The sequence below is a fragment of the Methylotuvimicrobium buryatense 5G genome (genome assembly GCF_000341735.1).
Lineage (GTDB): Bacteria > Pseudomonadota > Gammaproteobacteria > Methylococcales > Methylomonadaceae > Methylotuvimicrobium > Methylotuvimicrobium buryatense.
The window spans coordinates 1-19,139 of the sequence record NZ_KB455576.1; the positions used below are offsets into that span (position 1 = coordinate 1).

General features: G+C 51.6%; 12 protein-coding genes. 9 read left to right on the forward strand and 3 right to left on the reverse strand.

Annotated elements, in window-relative coordinates; genetic code table 11:
- Positions 1-496: 496 nt before the first annotated feature.
- Positions 497-844: an IncP plasmid survival protein KfrB gene (gene kfrB, locus METBU_RS0122535; protein ID WP_017842774.1), complete on the forward strand. Its 348-nt coding sequence runs from the start codon at positions 497-499 to the stop codon at positions 842-844.
- A 30-nt stretch (positions 845-874) separates the two neighbouring features.
- Entirely contained in the window at positions 875-1,594 is a 720-nt protein-coding gene (locus METBU_RS0122540) for an IncP plasmid survival protein KfrC family protein (RefSeq protein WP_017842775.1), read from the forward strand.
- Positions 1,595-1,630: 36 nt separating this feature from the next.
- Here METBU_RS0122540 and METBU_RS0122545 read toward each other — a convergent pair whose 3' ends face one another.
- Genes METBU_RS0122545 through METBU_RS0122555 form a run of 3 tightly spaced genes read right to left on the reverse strand, consistent with a single transcriptional unit; the run spans position 1,631 to position 3,176 of the window.
- Positions 1,631-2,071 (reverse strand): conjugal transfer protein TraM, encoded by a 441-nt coding sequence (locus METBU_RS0122545; protein WP_017842776.1) that lies wholly within the window; start codon positions 2,069-2,071, stop codon positions 1,631-1,633.
- Positions 2,071-2,796, reverse strand: coding sequence for a nucleotide-binding protein (locus tag METBU_RS0122550; protein ID WP_017842777.1), 726 nt, complete (start codon positions 2,794-2,796; stop codon positions 2,071-2,073). The genes METBU_RS0122545 and METBU_RS0122550 overlap by 1 nt, the downstream gene beginning before the upstream one ends.
- On the reverse strand, positions 2,796-3,176 hold the full coding sequence (locus tag METBU_RS0122555) for a TraK family protein (RefSeq protein WP_017842778.1): 381 nt from the start codon (positions 3,174-3,176) through the stop codon (positions 2,796-2,798). Before METBU_RS0122555 ends, METBU_RS0122550 begins: the two co-directional genes overlap by 1 nt.
- Before the next feature lie 331 nt (positions 3,177-3,507).
- On the opposite strand from METBU_RS0122555, the gene traJ reads away from it, so the two are divergent.
- Genes traJ through METBU_RS29170 form a run of 7 tightly spaced genes read left to right on the forward strand, consistent with a single transcriptional unit; the run spans position 3,508 to position 18,922 of the window.
- Complete coding sequence (traJ, locus tag METBU_RS0122560) at positions 3,508-3,876, forward strand: conjugal transfer transcriptional regulator TraJ (protein ID WP_017842779.1); 369 nt, start codon at positions 3,508-3,510, stop codon at positions 3,874-3,876.
- A 34-nt stretch (positions 3,877-3,910) separates the two neighbouring features.
- Entirely contained in the window at positions 3,911-6,112 is a 2,202-nt protein-coding gene (traI, locus tag METBU_RS0122565) for a TraI/MobA(P) family conjugative relaxase (protein WP_026130401.1), read from the forward strand.
- A gap of 4 nt (positions 6,113-6,116) precedes the next feature.
- Positions 6,117-8,018 (forward strand): type IV secretory system conjugative DNA transfer family protein, encoded by a 1,902-nt coding sequence (locus METBU_RS0122570; protein WP_017842781.1) that lies wholly within the window; start codon positions 6,117-6,119, stop codon positions 8,016-8,018.
- Complete coding sequence (gene traF, locus METBU_RS0122575; RefSeq protein WP_017842782.1) at positions 8,015-8,548, forward strand: conjugative transfer signal peptidase TraF; 534 nt, start codon at positions 8,015-8,017, stop codon at positions 8,546-8,548. The genes METBU_RS0122570 and traF overlap by 4 nt, the downstream gene beginning before the upstream one ends.
- A 9-nt stretch (positions 8,549-8,557) precedes the next feature.
- On the forward strand, positions 8,558-10,627 hold the full coding sequence (locus tag METBU_RS0122580; RefSeq protein WP_017842783.1) for a DNA topoisomerase III: 2,070 nt from the start codon (positions 8,558-8,560) through the stop codon (positions 10,625-10,627).
- 7 nt (positions 10,628-10,634) lie between these two features.
- Positions 10,635-10,853, forward strand: coding sequence for a hypothetical protein (locus tag METBU_RS0122585; protein ID WP_017842784.1), 219 nt, complete (start codon positions 10,635-10,637; stop codon positions 10,851-10,853).
- Between the two features lie 2 nt (positions 10,854-10,855).
- Positions 10,856-18,922 (forward strand): strawberry notch-like NTP hydrolase domain-containing protein, encoded by an 8,067-nt coding sequence (locus tag METBU_RS29170; protein ID WP_017842785.1) that lies wholly within the window; start codon positions 10,856-10,858, stop codon positions 18,920-18,922.
- Positions 18,923-19,139: the final 217 nt, after the last annotated feature.

Consider the following 19,139-nt stretch of genomic DNA (forward strand, 5'->3'; position numbering starts at 1 on the left):
CGGACAGAATGCTAATCGAATCCCAAAAGCTTAGTGGGTTCTTGAAAATGAAGGGCTGAAATGCTACTAAAGCAAGTCATTCAAAATCCCGTCTTGACTGTCTCAATTTGGCCGATTGCGATCTGTCGTAAAACACTTGGAAATGCAGAATGATGGCATGGCATTGACGCCATACATTTTGCGGGCGTTGAGTCCGTGTCGACAGCACCCCAGTCGATTCTGTATTTACGAATTATGGGACAGTGAGGTAGGGCTTGACCTGGCGAATCATGAAGAAATGACTCTATAAAACACGCGTCACATGATTTTATCCGCTAATACCCATTCTCGAATTCTTACGGTCATTCAAATAGTTTATTAAGTTGGCTATTGGTGTAGTTATTGCTCTTCATCTACAATTGCATGCCTATTCGGAACATCAACAAAAAGCCAGTATCTAAATATTGGCTTTTTGTTGTGCCGGATGAATCAATTAGTTATCTGAAACAGGATAGGCATGAAACAGCGTCTTTTAGTAATGAATGGCCAACGGATACTGCAAGGCGAAAGTGATGGGGCATGGACGAGTCAGAAGGTAGACAAAGCGGGCACTCTGAAGCCTGGAATATACAATATTTACACGGCGGAGCCGGTGGATAAGTCGCAGCGGTATGATGGCGTCATCGTTTATGCGGACAAAAATAGTGTGTATCAGCAAATAGGAAAAAAATTCGTTATGCATGCTCGGCAAGATTTCGATATAGTGCCTACTTATGGGAGTGTAAAAAGCATTAATTACAACGATCATGGTAAAGCAGTCATATCGTCCGAGACTGCCAAACTAAGTCGAGGACGCTCCCGATAATTTTTAGCCGCTAAAAATTTGGAGGCGTCTTTGAACAAGTCAGTTGGTGAACGCGGCCCTCGGAGCAATTTCCCCAGGGTTATTCGAAACGGTGATTTAGGAATTCTAACCGACGACACAGTGGGTCGGGTTGAGCGATTGGATGAGAGCGGAACTCAAGCGTCGCCGCGATCTGTGAGAAAGGCGACAGAGATAAGATTTGCCGGGAACAATATTGTCGATGATGTGTTGTTAGAGCGCACTCAGGGCTTGGAGCAAGAACAACAAGCTCTAATAGAAGCCGCTCCCCTTGAGCAAACGTATCAAGAAGCATTGGCGCTGTACGCTCAAGCTAAACACGCCCAGGTTGAACAGATCGAGGATCGGATTGAAAACTTGATCGATCGTCAGCAAGCGCGTCTACAACACACGCAGGCCAATACGCCCGGTTTGTTGTCCATGCCTAGCGCGAAACGGGCATGGCAGGCCCGGCAAACACAACAGCAAGCACGTCTGCACAATTTGCATAATCGTCTTGAGACAGTGCGCGAAATCAAGGAAGGGATGGGGATTCATGCCCCAAAAATTGAAGAACTGGCCACCCGCAAGATGCGAGCGGAGAATCCCGAGCTTGCGTCTGATTGGGATGCTATGCGCGAGGCGGCACGGCGTCATCAAGCCCTCATGCGCAAGCAGGAGAGGGAGCGCAAACAAACCCATGAGCAGCGGCAAGGCCGCTCTCAATCCTTAGGACTGTCAAAGCCCCTATAAACGATAGCCCGGTCCTCCGAGTTATGTCTGTTGTCTTTACATCGAGGCGGCCCAAAGGACCAGTCCAGCCGCTATGATCGTCATGCCGGCGGCGATCAGGTTCATGAGGGCCACGCGCTTTGCTTCGCGGATCGGCGCTGCGAACTGTGCGGATGCCGCTTTAATCTCGCGGCGAATCAATTCCGCCGCCGACTTAGCGCCTTCCTGCATCGTCTGGGTCATAGTCTCGCGGCTGGCCGTCAAGGCCGCGTTGAGCGTCCTTTCCGCCTTATTTTTTGCATCATCGCTCCATCGGTGCGCAATTGCCTCAAGCTCTTCCTTGAAGTGGTCTAGGATCTCTTGCTGGGCGGCTGCGCTGTCCTGCATCAATCGCTCATTGATGGTTTGAAGGATCAGGATTGGATCGTCGCGGCCCACAGCGATGCCATGTTTAACAGCAATTTCCTTGATGGTTTCCTCGATTTTGTCAGTCGCCATTACAGCACCGCCGCGTTCTCAAGATGCCCAAAAATCTGGGTGCGCACGATCTTGAGCCGCTGTCGGGTCATGATGGTTAGCGATTGCATGGCTAGGGCTTCGTCGAAGGTCAGTCGGGCTTGCAGCATTTCCGAGAAATCCCGTCCGTAGGTTTCTTCCTTGAGCGTCGGAATCTGGATAATGGCCGATACACGATTTTTGTTGTCTTTGTAGGCCTTCATTTGTTCAAAGCCCTTGCCTTCGTGCTCGATAGGTCCCCAATAAGGATTAAGCCAGACGACAAACACACATTCATTCGGAAACTGGCCGGCCAATTGAGCAAATCCGCTTACCGTGTCCTGAAGGGCCTGGCCGCCGGTGATGACGGTATGAACAACCATCTCATGACCCATGTCCTTGAGCAGTGCCGGCACTTGGTTGCTGATGAGGTAATGCGAGAGCGGGACGAACGAGCTGGCCCCATTGTCGATAATGACATCGCTTTGGGTCGGCGCTATTAGTTCAACCAGGGCATCGAAGTTGCGGGTGTTGATTTCATCGCCATCCATGATGTTCAGACGACGCGCTTTTAATGCCTTGTATCCCTCAAACGTCGCATTGACAGGATCGGTATCAATGCATAGAGGCGCTTGCCCCTTGCTTGCCTTGTATTGAGCAATTGCGGCCGCGATCATCGACTTACCGACCCCCCCTTTGCCTTGCAAAACCATATGAATTTTAGCCATTAAAATAAATCCTCTTTGTTGAGTTTTGGATTGAATACGAAGCCAGCCTGAGAAGAAGGCGGTGTCGTTGTTTTTTGTGTCTTGCTTGTTTTTGATTTCGTAGCGTTATTGGCAGTGGCTGTTGATTCGGTTTCGGTTGTACGAGCTGCCTGAGGTCGGCGTATCAAGCGGTTTACGTGGTTTAAGAATGTGTCGTAACCAAATTCGATCCGCTGGGTATCGACCATGTTGGCCCATATCGTTTTAACTGCGTAACCCGCATCTAATGCTGCTTGCACATCGTTTTTAACCGCCAAGAATGCCACTAAGTTCTTGTCTCGTTTTGTTGATTGCCGTTTTTTGACCCATTCGCCAAGTTGTTCGGGATAGCTGTTAGCCATATCGATTTTTCATCCATCGTTTTCCTATTAATTGTCAACTTTGTGTCAGCTCAATCCGGTTGTGTTCGATTATACGTCAATTATACTCAATATTCTCTATATCGAAATTTAATTAGGATATTTTCCAGTCTTTATGTATGATAAATCGAAACTGCAGGGGGCTCCTATTCTTGGCGTAACCGTCCGTTAGGACAGGGCAGGATGTGTGAAGTAGGCCCACCCGCAAGCGGGATGTTCCTACTTCACTGACCTTATTCGCGCTACGCACTCAACGGACATCCTGCTCTGCGAGGCTGGCCGGCTACCGCCGGCTTTAGATTGAGAGGAAACCATGGAACATAAAAAGAAAACACGGAAAAGCACGCCACCCATCAAGGTGTATTGCCTTCCGGAAGAGCGGGAGTTGATTGAAGGCAATGCTAGAGCGGCAGGGATGAGTCTGTCTTCTTTTTTGATGACGGTAGGACAGGGTTATAAAATCACAGGCATTGTCGATTACGAACAAGTGCGCGAATTGGCACGTATCAACGGTGATCTCGGCCGTTTGGGCGGCTTACTCAAACTCTGGTTGACCGATGACGTGCGTACCGCTCAGTTTAGCGATGCCACTATTCGGGCCCTGCTGAACCGGATTGAGGCGACGCAAAATGAAATGGGGCGGGTCATGAAGTCCATCGTTCAACCCAGAGCTGAGTCATGATTTTTTTAGCGGCTAAAATTCTAAGGATCGTGTCTTGATTGCCAAGCATGTCCCCATGCGGTCGCCTGGTAAAAGTGACTTTGCAGGCTTAGCGGATTACATCACCGATGCGCAAGAAAAAACCGAGAGATTGGGGGCGGTTCAGGTCACCAATTGCGAGGCCGGTACGGTTCAAGCCGCAATTGCCGAGGCACTGGCAACCCAGCATCTCAACACGCGGGCCAAGGGCGATAAAACCTACCATCTACTGGTCAGCTTTAGAACAGGCGAGAAGCCCGGCGTAGATACCTTAAGGGCCATTGAAGAGCGCATTTGTATGGGGCTTGGTTATGGCGAACACCAGCGAATCAGCGCAGTGCATTACGACACGGATAATCTGCATATTCATATTGCCATCAATAAGATTCATCCGAAACGCCACACAATGCACGAACCGTATTATCCGCATAAAACGTTGGCCGAATTATGCACAATTCTTGAGCGAGATTACCGGCTTGAGCCCGACAATCATATTCCGCGCAAGAGCGGTTCCGAAAATAGAGCCGCCGACATGGAACGCCATGCAGGCGTTGAAAGCCTGTTGGGTTGGATCAAGCGGGAATGTCTGGACGAGATCCGAAGCGCCGCGACGTGGACGGACTTGCATCGAGTGATGCACGAAAACGGTCTGGAATTGCGAGAGCGTGGCAATGGCTTTGTCATTGAGGCGGGCGACGGTACGAGGGTTAAGGCCAGCACCTTATCGCGCGAGTTGTCAAAATCGAAACTCGAGGATCGTTTGGGACCATTCGAGGCATCACCTCAGCGACAAGCCCAGGCCAAGCGACACTATCAAAAAAGCCCGATTCGTCTACGGGTTGATACGGTTGAGTTGTACGCCAAGTATAAGGCTGAGCAGCAAACGTCGACGGCAGCGCGTGCCGCCGAGTTGGACGAGGCGCGAAAACGTAAGGAGAGGCGGATAGAGGCCGCCAAGCAGTCGAGTCGGCTGCGTCGAACAGCTATCAAAACATTGACCGAAGGGCGGTTGGTTAAGAAGTTGCTGTATGCGCAAGCCAGTCAAGCGCTTCGTAACGAAATACAGTCGATCAATAAGCAGTACTGGCGGGAGCGGCAAGGTTTCTATGATGCGTTCCGGAGACGGACATGGGCCGACTGGCTCAAGCAGGAGGCGATGCAGGGCAGTGCCGAGGCATTGACCGCCTTGCGTGCCCGTGAGGCCTCGCAGGGGCTCAAAGGTAACACTGTTAAAGGCGATGGACAGGCCAGACCGGGTTCCGGCCAAGCGCCTACCCTGGACAACATCACCAAAAAAGGCACGATCATTTTCCGAGCCGGCAGGTCGGCCGTCCGGGATGATGGCGATCGCCTGCAAATATCCCGAGAAGCTTCCCATGAAGGATTGCAACAAGCCTTGACGTTAGCAATGGAACGCTACGGGAGCCGTATCACCGTCAACGGCGCCGCCGAGTTCAAGGCGCAGATCATCCGAGCCGCCGTCGATTCGCGTTTACCCATCACCTTTGCCGATCCGATTTTGGAAAGCCGGCGGCAAGCGCTTTTAATCAAGGAGCACAGTCATGACAAACGAACAGCACAACATCGAGTCCGAGCTGGACGCGGCATTGGCCGCTCTGAATCAGGAGTCGCTGCCGACCGGCACGCTACCCGATCAGAACCTTATGGCCGAGCAGGCGGCGGTCGAGGAACAGGGGGAAATGTTAGCGCCGGCGTCAGCCGGAAGCCCGACATTGGAGGCATTGGACGAATCCCGCCGCCCCAAAGCCGGCACCGTTTGCGAGGGCTGTCCCAACTCGGTGTGGTTCGCATCGCCGGCGGAAGTGAAGTGCTATTGCCGCGTGATGTTTCTGGTCACCTGGAGCAGCAAGGAGCCAAACCAGATAACGCATTGCGACGGGGAGTTTCTGGGGCAAGCGTGAGCCCTGAACAAATCACTGCCGCTAAAAAATATATTGACGAAAGAGAGCAAAAGAGGCTTAAAATAAACGATATACCGAAGCATAACTTATATAATGGACAAAAAGGAGCCTTTGCTTATGCAGGAGTCAGAACTGTCGAGGGTCAGGCTTTGGCATTATTGAAACAGGGCGATGACGTTATGGTTATGCCGATCGATCAAGCGACGACCAGGCGATTGAAGCGCGTCGGGATAGGCGATTTCATCACGATTACCCCGATAGGATCGATTAAAACAACATCAGGCAGGAGTCGATGACTACATGAGTACAAAACACCATAATGCAGTGGGTCCCCAGGTACGGCGAAAAAAGCAAGGCAATAAACTGTTGCCGGCTTTAGGGGTGCTTTCGCTGGGCGGCGGTCTACAGGCGGCCACGCAGTATTTCGCAGCTGCATTCAACTATCAAGAGAGTTTGGGCGCTCACATCAATCATGTATATGCGCCCTGGTCGATTTTGCAATGGGGGACGGCATGGTACAGCCAGTATCCGAATGAATTCATGCAAGCCGGAAGCGTTGGTATATTGGTTTCAACGACGGGTCTGCTGAGCGTAGCCGTTGCAAAAGTTATCGCTTCGAATTCATCGAAGGCAACTGAGCACCTGCACGGTTCGGCTCGATGGGCCGGGGAGAAGGATATTCAGGCGGCGGGTCTATTGCCACGGCCGCGCACTTTTCTTGAAGCGGTGACCGGTAAAGAATCGCCATCCTCTACCGGGGTGTATGTCGGCGGTTGGGAAGATAATCAGGGTAAATTTTACTACTTGCGCCATAACGGGCCGGAACACGTTCTGACCTATGCGCCGACCCGTTCAGGCAAGGGTGTCGGACTTGTGGTGCCGACCCTGCTTTCATGGCCGGCCAGCGCGGTTATCACCGACTTGAAAGGCGAGCTGTGGGCATTGACAGCGGGCTGGAGAAAGCGGCACGCCAAAAACAAGGTTCTAAACTTTGCGCCGGCATCGGTCAGCGGCGGCGTATGCTGGAATCCATTAGATGAAATCCGCACCGGAACGGAATACGAGGTGGGCGACGTACAGAACCTTGCCGCCCTCATTGTCGATCCGGACGGCAAGGGTCTCGAATCGCATTGGCAGAAGACCGCTTTTGCGCTGCTGGTTGGCGTCATCCTGCATGCACTCTACAAGGCAAAACAGGAAGGCACGCAGGCCACGTTGCCATCGGTCGACGCCATGCTAGCCGATCCTAATCGTGACATTGCCGAGCTCTGGATGGAAATGGTGACCTACGGCCATTACCAGAACGGCGAGAACCATCCGGCCATTGGATCGGCCGCCCGCGACATGATGGACCGCCCCGAAGAAGAAGCCGGGTCCGTCCTTTCCACGGCCAAATCCTACTTGGCCCTGTATCGAGATCCCGTCGTAGCCAAGAATGTCAGTCATTCAGAGTTTCGCATCAAAGACTTAATGAATCACGATGACCCTGTGAGTTTGTACATCGTGACTCAGCCGAACGATAAGTCCCGTCTGAAGCCCTTGGTGCGCGTGATGGTCAACATGATCGTTCGTCTGCTGGCCGACAAGATGGAATTCGAGAACGGTCGCCCGGTGGCGCACTACAAGCATCGTTTGCTCTTGATGCTGGATGAGTTTCCAAGTCTTGGCAAGCTGGAAATCCTGCAAGAGTCTCTCGCTTTCGTAGCCGGCTACGGTATCAAGTGTTATCTGATCTGTCAGGACATTAACCAGCTCAAGAGCCGTGAAACAGGCTACGGTCACGATGAACAGATTACCTCGAATTGCCACGTTCAGAACGCTTATCCACCCAATCGCATTGAGACGGCCGAGCATCTTTCGCGCTTAACCGGACAAACCACGGTGATTAAAGAGCAGATCACCACCAGCGGACGCCGAACGGCCGCCATGATGGGGCAAGTCTCACGCACCATTCAGGAAGTGCAGAGGCCCTTATTGACGGCCGATGAATGCCTACGTATGCCGGGGCCGCGTAAGAATGCGGCGGGTGAGATTGAAGAAGCGGGGGATATGGTCATTTATGTAGCCGGATATCCCGCCATCTATGGAAAACAACCGCTCTATTTTAAGGACTCGATTTTTCAAGCGCGGGCTTCGATCCCGGCTCCGCTGTTGAGCGACAAGCTTATTCAGGTACACAACGAAGTGGAGATTACGATATGAAGCGCTTGAAACGCTTTACGGATAGTGTTGCGAGAGCAGGTATTGCCGCTCTGGTCGTTAGTGGATGCGCCTATGCTGCCGGAGTACGCATTAACACGACGAAAAGCATTCCGGTTGGATTGTATCTGACCAGCAATGCTCAAGTCGCGAAAGGCGCCTATGTGCTGTTTTGTCCGCCACATAATGAAATGTTCACAATGGCGAAGGCAAGAGGGTATATCGGGGCCGGGTTTTGTCCGGGGGGGTATGGTTATCTGATGAAACGCATTTTAGCGGCTAAAAACGATATCGTCGTGATTGATGAAGCGGGCGTACGAGTCAATGGCGAGCTTCTTCCTTTCAGTGTACCCCGCAGGGTTGATAGTGCCGGGCGGGCATTGCCGCATTTCCATGTAGAGCACTATAGATTAGGCGACGACGAATTACTGCTGATGTCCGATGTTAGCGGCACGTCCTTTGATGGCCGCTACTTCGGGCCTGTCGATCGCTCACAAATTAAGACCGTGATACTGCCGGTAATGACGTTGTAAGGAGCGGGTATGAATCTATTTATTGCAGAAAAGCCTTCTGTGGCAAAAGCCATTGCGGGGGAATTGGGGATGACAGGCAAAGGCGATGGCTTTATCCACTGTGGGAGCGACAAAGTAACCTGGTGCTTTGGACACATGCTCGAACAGGCCGAACCGGATGATTACACACCGAGTGATGTACCACGCGGCCACAATGGCAAGAAAGTCTGGCGAGTTGATGAACTGCCTATCATTCCGACGACCTGGATACTCATGCCCAAGGAGGATGCAAAGAAACAATTGACCGCGATCGGTAAGTTACTCAAAGAGGCAGACGTCATTGTGAACGCCGGCGATCCCGACCGTGAAGGACAATTGCTGGTAGATGAGGTCCTTGAACACTTCAACAATACCAAGCCTGTACGTCGTTTCTGGGTGTCTGCGCAAGACTCTGTTTCAGTCCAACGTGGACTGGCTGCCTTGAAGGATAACACCCATTTTGCCGGCTGGGCCGATGCCGCCAAGGCACGGCAGCGTGCCGACTGGCTCATCGGTATGAACCTTAGCCGCGCATTCACGTTGCGGGCGCAACGTGGCGGTTCTCGAGCGCTGCTGACCGTTGGCCGAGTACAGACGCCCACCTTGGCCCTAGTTGTTGCGCGGGATAGAGAAATCGAAGGATTCAAGCCGGTCCCGTACCATACTATCCGAGCCGAGATTCAGCATGCGGGAGGTTCCTTTTTCGCCGCGTGGAAGGCTAAAGAAGATCAAGCCGGCCTTGATTCCGAAGGCCGACTTGTCGATACCGCTATTGCCAACGCGCTTGTCGAGAAGATAGCCGGCAAGCCCGGCATCATTGCCGAGTATAAGGAGGAAGCCAAGACACAAAGCCAGCCGCTGGCTTTTGCGCTGTCCGACATAACGCTATTAGCCTCCCATAAATTCGGCTATAGCGCTGAAGAGGTTCTGAAAGCCTGCCAGGCGCTTTATGAAACGCACAAACTGACTTCCTACCCGCGTACCGATTGCGCTTATCTGCCGGAATCCCAACACGCCGATGCAGCCGGTATTTTGGCAGCGATCAAATACGTCAATCCCGAGCTGGGCGGGATCGTGGACGGTGCCGATCCACGCATCAAGTCCAAAACGTGGAACGACTCGAAGATCACCGCGCACCACGGGATCATCCCGACGATGCACAAGGGAGGAAAGTCCGGCCTTAGTGACAAAGAGCGCACTATCTATGAGCTGATTGTTCGGGCTTACCTCGCTCAGTTCTATCCGTTGCACGAGTACAGGCAAACAACCGTGAGTGCAGAAGTCGAGAGTGAAACCTTCACCGTGAACGGGAAGGTCATCACGCGCAACGGCTGGCGAGATGTGTTTCAAGAAGCTGACGAGGACGACAAACACGATTCGGAAGAAGGCAACAGGCAACGCTTGCCGGCCATGAAAAAAGGCGACGATGTGACCTGCGGACAGGCCGCTAGACGGGATGCCAAGACGAAGCCGCCGGCCAGGTTTACCGAAGGCACGTTAACCCGTGCCATGGAGAACATACATAAATTTGTATCGGACCCGGATCATAAGAAGGTGTTGCGTGATGGCGATGGCATCGGTACATCGGCCACCCGAGCATCCATACTTTCGGAGTTAAAACGCCGAGAGTTCCTGGAACTCAAGGGCAAACATATTATTAGCACGACATTGGGTCGCAGCGTCATCGATGCTTTGCCGGAAGTCGTGAAAAGTCCGGTTTTGACTGCCTTGTATGAACGAATGTTGAAAGGTATCGAGCAAGGCAATACCGAGATGGGCGCATTTATAGCCCGGCAAGAGGATTTTATCCGCGAACAAGTGGCGAAGGCGAACGCGGGAGCCGTGCGCATTGCCGGCGGTAAAGAGGGGACTCCGGTATCTTCGCTGCACAAGTGCATGGCGTGCGGTAGCGGCCTTTCACGTCGACCCAGCAAAAAGCCAGGGCATTTTTGGTGGGGATGCAGCAACTTCCCTACCTGCAAGCAAACCTATCCCGAGCTAAAAGGACGACCTGACTATAGCAAGGGCCGCGACAACAATCAGACAGTCATTAAGGGGTAATACCATCATGAATAATGAAACTAATAGCCGTTCAAACACCGAAATCGAGATAGCGGTCAAGCCGACTGACGCACTGATTGAAAAGCTGAGCGACGCAGAAACGGCGCCAGGCTTTGAAGTGGAGTTTGATCCGGATGAGGCTGAGAAAGCCGGCGCATTTGAAGAGGATGCTATCAGTGAATCAGACGCGTTAGACAGTAGCGCGGACTTAATCTCGGGCAGTTAAATATGGCGAAGAAATCGAATCCGGATCAATGGGATTTATTTAACGACTGGCTGGTTGTGGTTGATGCGCCGATATCGCCGATTGTTCATTCAAAAGAAGAGGCGGACCCATCACCGATATCGAAAGATCAGTCTCGTTATGTTCTCGCGTTACGACTCGCTAAAAAGCTCGATAAGGACGGTGAAATCACGACAAAATTCTTAACTGATGAGGCCAATCGCGCTTTCGGCGGAACGATGGCCGAAGGGGTTTATTCAACGAAAGACGCTTATGATGCGATGGAAACGGCATTCAACATCCATCTAGGCAACACCGAGAAAGCCGATTGGACTGAACAGGATGCCGCATGGGCAACCAGCAAAACTAAAGAACTCACCAGTCGAATCCAGAAACTGCCCACGCAGACGCGGCGGGATGAGGAAATGGAAGAGTTTCAGCAATTCAGCACACCGCCTGCTTTGTCGTTTGTTGCCAATTGGGTGGCGAACGTCAAGGCCTATGATGTGATGGGCGAACCCTCCGCAGGGACTGGCGATTTAGCGATCTGGTCAAAGATTGCCGGGGCCGAAATAGTTTTAAATGAGTTATCGCCACGCCGGCAGGCGTTACTTTCCTCACTGTTTCCAAAGGCGAGACTGTTCAAGGAAAACGCGGAGCAGCTGGACAACGTATTACCACCCGACATCAAACCTACCGTCATTGTCATGAATCCGCCGTTTTCTTCGACCGCTGGCCGAGTGCGGGGGCAACGCGACACATCGAACGGCGCTAGACATATCGAACAGGCCTTAAAACGGTTACAAGACGGCGGCCGGCTGGTGGCTGTGGTCGGCAATGGAATGGCCGCTGATCGACCGGCATTCGCCAACTGGTGGAAGGAGATAGAGAAAAAGTACACCGTGCGTGCGAATGTCGGCATAGCCGGCAAGGAGTATGCGAAGTACGGTACGACGTTCGATAACCAACTCTTGGTTATCGATAAAACCAGACCGACGACTCAGCCCGTCTTAACGGGTAGCGTCGATTCGGTCGCCGATTTACCCACATTATTAGAAGGCATTAGAAATGATCGTCAGCACCTACAACGAGGCTTCAATCAACCAGCAATCGATGAAGATACTCCAACAGTACCGGATAGCTTACAACCCAGCGACGGAGCTCGCGGCATTAGTTCTGATACGGGAAGCTCTCGAGCGGAATCTATTGGACACGGGGGAGATTCAGGAGCCTCTGCTACTGATAGCCAAGCTGGAGGCGAATCCGCAGTTAGCGATGTCGTTAATGACGGAATCGGAGCCGGGAGTGGCATTTCAAATGGAACTGGCGGAAACGCTGGAGGAATCGGCGGCGCAGATATTGGAGGAAATAGTGGCATCAGCGAAAGCAACCCTGTCGGCGCCGTTGCAATAGAGGTTAAGAGCGGAGAAGTCAGCGAGTTCACCGATTCCGTATTCGCATCTTACAGCCCGCAGCGCCTTACTATTCCAGGGGCAAAACCACACCCCGGAAAGCTGGTGCAGTCAGCGGCAATGTCGGCCGTTCAGCCGCTCACGCCGACTTATGCGCCGGTTCTGCCCGTGAATGTAATACAAGATGGCCTGCTGTCTATTGCGCAACTTGAGTCTATTGTTTACGCAGGACAAGCACATTCCGAATTGTTGCCGAACGGATCACGGAAGGGTTTTTTCATTGGCGACGGCACCGGTGTCGGCAAAGGCCGGGAAATATCCGGCATTATTCTCGATAACCTGATGCAGGGTCGAAGCAAGGCCGTCTGGGTTTCGTTCAACGAGGGATTGATTGAGGATGCGAGACGGGACTTCGCAGGCGTAGGCGGCGATCCCAGCAAGATTTTCTTTCAGGGCAAAACCAAGGCCGGTAATGAAATCACTCAAAAAGACGGCATTCTGTTTACCACTTATTCAACACTTCGCGGGGGCGAGAAAAAACTAGCCAATGACTTAGGGCAAAAGGGCGGCAAGACCCGTGCTCAACAGATCATTGACTGGCTGGGCAAAGATTTTGATGGCGTGATTGCATTTGATGAAGCGCATAGCATGGGTAACGCTATTGCCGTCAAGGGCAAACGCGGCGTTAAAAAGCCTTCGCAACAAGCGATTGCCGGTATCAATCTGCAAAAAGCGCTGCCCAATGCGCGTGTTACCTATGTGTCGGCTACCGGCGCTACGGAAATTAGCAACTTGAGCTACGCGGATCGGCTAGGTCTGTGGGGCGAAGGCACGCCATTCGCCGACACGACTGCGTTTATCGATAATGTGTCTAAAGGCGGTATTGCCTCAATGGAACTGATTAGCCGTGATATGAAGGCGATGGGCATGTATCTCGCCCGTTCGTTGTCGTATGACGGCGTGAGCTACGAACGGCTGGAACATACGCTTTCAGACTTGCAGGAAGACATCTACAACGAACTCGCCGGCGCTTGGCAAGTGGTTCAAGACAATGTGGATCAGGCATTGGAAATCACCCAAGCCGGTAAGAGCGGCGCAGGGAAGAGTGCGGCAATGTCCCAATTCTGGGGCGCTCATCAGCGTTTTTTCAATCAAATCATCACGGCGATGCAAACGCCTCGCGTGATTGACGATATTCGCGAACAGCTTGATACAGGCCATGTTGCCGTCATTCAGTTGGTCAACACAAACGAAGCGGCCCAAGAACGGATCATTGCCGATGCGGCGGCCAATGACGCAGCCCTTGAAGACTTGGATTTTACGCCAAGACAGATGTTGATGGACTACGTGCGCAACGGTTTTCCGGTTGCGGCCTATGAAGAGTCTCAAGACAGTAACGGTAATACTATTTATATCCCTGTCCGTGATGCAGAAGGTAATCAGGTCTTTGATCGCGAAGCGATTGCCTTGCGCGACGCTTTACTGGAAACGCTGCATCAAATCCGGGTGCCTGAGAATCCGCTCGATTCCATCATCAATGCCTTTGGTTCTGACACGGTAGCCGAAGTCACCGGCCGTAGCCGCAGGTTTGTCCAGGTTCGTGATGATGAAGGCAATCTAAGGGTTGTTGAAGAAAAGCGCGGTAAGAACGCATCCAGGGCCGATGCCGAAGCATTCCGGAACAACAAAAAAGATATTTTGGTGTTTTCCGGAGCGGGTGGCACCGGGTATTCATTCCATGCCGACAATACCGCGGAAAATCAGCGTAAACGGGTTCACTACATTTTGCAGCCGGGTTGGCGGGCCGATTCAGCGGTACAGGGCTTCGGCCGAACCCATAGGACTAACCAGGCGCAAGAACCGCATTATGTGTTGCCCACGACCAACCTGAAGGCGCAAAAGCGTTTCGTATCATCCATTGCCCGCAGACTGGATCAGTTAGGCGCATTAACTCGCGGCCAACGTGAAGCGACCGGTCAAGGCATGTTTACGGCATCCGATAATCTTGAAAGCGAATATGCCTCGACTGCGCTGAAGAATTTCTTTAGTGATCTTTATCGCGGTCAAACCGGCCTGTCATTTCATGAGGTCACCAAGCAGATGGGGTTAAATCTGCTCGATGAGAATCTATCGTTGAGTGAAAGCAAGATCCCGGCAATACCGCAGTTTCTGAATCGGTTGTTGTCGCTGAAAACGGACATGCAGAACGCTGTTTTTGGCGAGTTTGAGGATAGGCTCATAGAGGCCGTTGAATATGCCAAGCAGCGGGGGTTATATGATGTTGGTTTGCAGACCATGACCGCTCTGAGCATAGTCAAGACGCGTGATGATGTTGCTTATGAAGATAAAAATACCGGAGCACAGACCCGCTATGTCGAGTTGGCTGTTACCAACGAGATTAAATATAACTCATGGGAAGATGCCAAAAAGTTCGTGCGCGAAAATCCAAGGGATAACGACATCAGCGGATGGTTTGTCGCTGAGTTCGGAAAAAACAAAGGAGATGTCTTTTTTCTTTCCGATATAGGCGAAAGACTCAATTCAGAAGGCAAGACGGTACACCGAGGCGTCGTGCATACGATCAGAAAAAACGATCATCGGTACATCGATAATGCCGATGCGATTAGTCGTGGCTATGACTACAGATCCGTTGTCACTCATGGCGTGGGTAGTTATCAGAAAGTGACGCTGACCAGGGCGATCGATGAGAAGGAAGCCGAAAGCCTTTGGAATGAACAACTTTCCAATGCGCCGAAAACTGAAACCAAAACTGAGCGGATGATAGTCGGCGTGATCTTGCCTATTTGGGATCGTGTCGAGGGATCGGAAACCATCAAGCGGTTGCAAACCGATGACGGCGAGCAGCTGCTGGGCCGCATGTTGGGACCAAAGGCCGCCAAGCAAACGCTCAAAAATTTGGGACTGGATTCCGGTTTGTCCAATATGTCGGCCAGCGATTTGTTTAATTCAATCAAGAACGGCAACAAGGCGATTCTTTCAAACGGCTGGGAAATCGCAACCGCCAAGGTCAACCGCGAGGATCGGATCGAGATCAAAGGGCGCGGCTATCTAACGGATGCCGAAAAACGTGTGCTGAAAGAGCAGGGCGCATTTATCGAGCGTATCAGTTGGGTGGATCGGGTCTTTATTCCAACCGGTAGCAACGGAGTTCGGGTGTTTGAACGGATCACCGCATCGAAACCTGTGGTTGATTTGATCAAGAAAAGCCGGAACAAGGAAAACGATGACGTTGAGCAAGAACATGGCATTCCCAAAGTAATCAACGAATCGGCCATTCACCCGGTGAATAGTGAGTCGGCCGTCATAGCGAAAGCTGTCAGTAATACCGCAGATGTACATAGCCAAAGTGGGGGCATTTCCATGAATCAGAAGAATCAGAAGAAACCGTATCACGAAACCGTTGCCGAGAATTTAATCAAGCAACTCGAAGCCGGGACAGCGCCGTGGCAACGACCGTGGGAGGCCGGAGCGTCAGGATCTTTCTTGCCGTATAACCCAACTACCGGCAATCGCTACAAGGGAATCAATGCGCTGCACTTAATGGCTCAGGATCGCATCGATCAGCGTTGGATGACCTATAACCAAGCGGCGGCCGAGGGTGCGCAAGTTCGCAAAGGCGAGAAGGGCACGGGTATTCAGTATTGGAAGTTCACCGAAGAACAGACTAAGAAAGATGAGTATGGTAAACCCGTTTTAGACGCCGAAGGAAAGCCCGTTAAAGTGACTGTTAAGCTTGAACGTCCTCGGGTGTTTTTCGCGACCGTATTCAACGGTGAGCAAATCGATGGATTACCGGAGCTTGAGAAAAAAGAACAAACATGGGATCCGATCGAGCGGGCGGAGACTATATTGAACGCATCCGGTGCCAATATTCAGCATAACGGCGGTGAAAGAGCATTTTACCGATCATTGACCGATAGCATTCACTTGCCGGATAAGGGGTTGTTTTCAAGCGCAGATCGCTATTACTCGACGGCATTACACGAGTTGGGCCACTGGACTGGTCACTCATCACGCCTAGATCGAGACCTGGCACATCCTTTCGGCAGCGAGGGGTACGCCAAGGAAGAACTTCGGGCGGAAATTTCCAGCATGATTTTGGGTGATGAGCTTGGGATTGGACATGATCCAGGTCAACATGCGGCTTATGTTGGATCGTGGATCAAGGCGCTTAAGGAAGATCCATTAGAGATATTCCGAGCGGCCGCTGATGCCGAAAAGATACAAGGCTATATTCTTGGTCTTGAACAACAGCACATCCAGGAGCAGGAGAAAGCGCAGACACACCCTTCAACACTTGCCGATCTTACCACTAAGGAATACCAGCGCATGCAGGCTGCGGAGGAAAACTATCATCAGGAGTTAGTCCGTGTGTACGGTGAATCCAGCGCAAATGAGGCCCGTTACCAATTAAGCCATGAGGATCCCATTGTTCAAGCCTCCAAAGAAGCGTTTCTTGCCGCATCTGAAGCATGGCACAACGCAATTAATGACGCACGGAAATCAATAGATGGAGGCAATGTATCCCAAGCCTACGAGGATAAAGCGATGACAGAATACCAAGATGAGCTTGCACGATTGTTAAAACTTTCGACATTGAAACCAAAGTTGTCGGCAGAGGCCCGCTCCGAATCATTCAGCAAACGGGAATTGTTGGATGAGATTGTGTCAATGGAACCCCCGGAAACGAATAGCAAAGAATTTATTCTCGCCAGCGATCAATTTACGTTTTGGAACGGTGATGGATGGCGTGGACTCGATGAAGCCAAACGTTACAACGATCCTACTACAGCATTCAAAGACGCCCTTTCTTTAGATGAAAGTGAGCGCGATTATCTGGAAGAGAGTGCGGTTATGCTTTATGAGCACGATCACAATGCAAAAACGTTCAATCTAACAGTAACAACCGCATTGATGAGCAACAAACCGGCTTTAAGAGATCGATGGATTAAGCACTTCGGTGAAGCCTGTCCGGAAGATGTTTTAGCGGCTAAAACCGAACGCAGCAATACAGAAAACATTACGCAGGGAGATACTGATTCAACGTCTGATTCCAGGACCTATATCAATGTTCCCTATCAGGAAAAGGATGACGCGAAAAAGCTTGGTGCTCGGTGGGACCGTCAAGAGCGATCTTGGTTTCTTCCCCCTGGCGTTGATCCCGAACCGTTTGCTAACTGGACAACACATAAAAGCGACGAGTCGGTTGATCGACCCATTGATTACGAACCCGTAAGCCCGATCCAAAATGATAAACGCGAGTATTTAGCAGTGCCGTATGGTGAACGTAACGCCGCCAAATCCGCCGGTGCGTTATGGGATAAAGTTGCTAAGTCGTGGTACGTTGGCCCTAATGCACAGAGGGATGAGCTGGAACGCTGGAAGCCTGATAATGTCCCTAATCAACAAAGTCCGGCAATATCCCCCATGGAGGAATTCGCAGACGCCATGCGATCGATAGACTTTATTGTGGCCGACGGACACCCAATTATGGACGGCAAAAAACACCGAATCGAAGTGGGGGGCGATAAGACCGGAGGGAAATCCGGATTCTATGTCGGTCACTTGGATGGTCATCCTGCCGGCTACATTAAGAACAACCGCACCGGCATTGATATGAAATGGAAATCAAAGGGATATTTGCTCGATCCACAGGAAAAAGCAAAATTGCAGGCCGAGGCTGCCGAGAAATTGGCAGCCAGGGCGGCTGAACAGGAACGCGTCCATGAAGCTACTGCGCAACGAGTAAGCCGTCAAACGGCTAATTTAGTGCCGGTATTCGAGCCAACCCCCTATCTGCGTGATAAAGGCATTCAGCCACATGCCGGCACACTCACCGACGCCGGTGGCCAGAAAACGTACATTCCGGCCACTGACGTCGACGGCAAGCAATGGACGATGCAGTATATTCAAGAAGATGGAACCAAGCGGTTCGCCAAAGATAGTCGTAAAGAAGGTTGCTTCCATGTGATTGGCGGGATTGAATCCCTGGATCAAGCACCGGCCTTGGTCATTTCCGAGGGTTACGCGACGGCCGCCACTAATGCCGAGGCATTGGGTTTCGCCACTGTTGCCGCATTTGATTCCGGCAACCTTCCGGTTGTGGCCAAGGCGTTGCACGAAAAGTTTCCGGATAAACCTGTTATCATCGCCGGCGACGACGATAGGAACCGGCTCCTCACGGATGGTATTAATCCAGGTCGCAGTAAAGCCGAAGAGGCGGCCAAGGCTGTTAATGGCACCGCGATATTTCCAATTTTTGCGCCGGGTGAAAATGTTTATCCACCTAATCTTGAAGCGTTTACTCCCCAACAGTATAGAGAGCATGATCGTGCAATGCGCCGTCTCGAAGCCGCTCAGAAGGAGCCGGAAACGGTAAAACTTTCGGATCAGGAAGTGATTAAACTGCAAAATGCTTTGCTCAGTTCTGAACAAATTGATGCCCTTGATAAAATGAAGGCACATACAGATTTTAATGATCTTGCCACACGGAGCCAATTAGGGCGAAACGGATTGGAACGCCAGGTTAGGGCGGCACTTAGCCAAGCTCTACAAGCCCAAAAACAACGCCAGGAACGGAAACAGAATATAGAGCAAACTAAGGAACTAAAACGAGTACATGTAAGAGCTCGCATTTGAAAACGGTCGGACTCGCATTTATCGCCGGTTTCAGCTCGAATTAACTGCAAATAAAAATCCTGCCGAGCTCAGATTAAATGCAAATGAGCTTGCATTTATCAGTGCCGGCTCGCGTTTGATTTTCTCAGGCTCACTTTATCTGCAAATGAAATCCGGTAACGCCCGTTCAAATCCGGATGTCCTCCTTGAACGATCAAAACCGACCCCTAGTTGACAT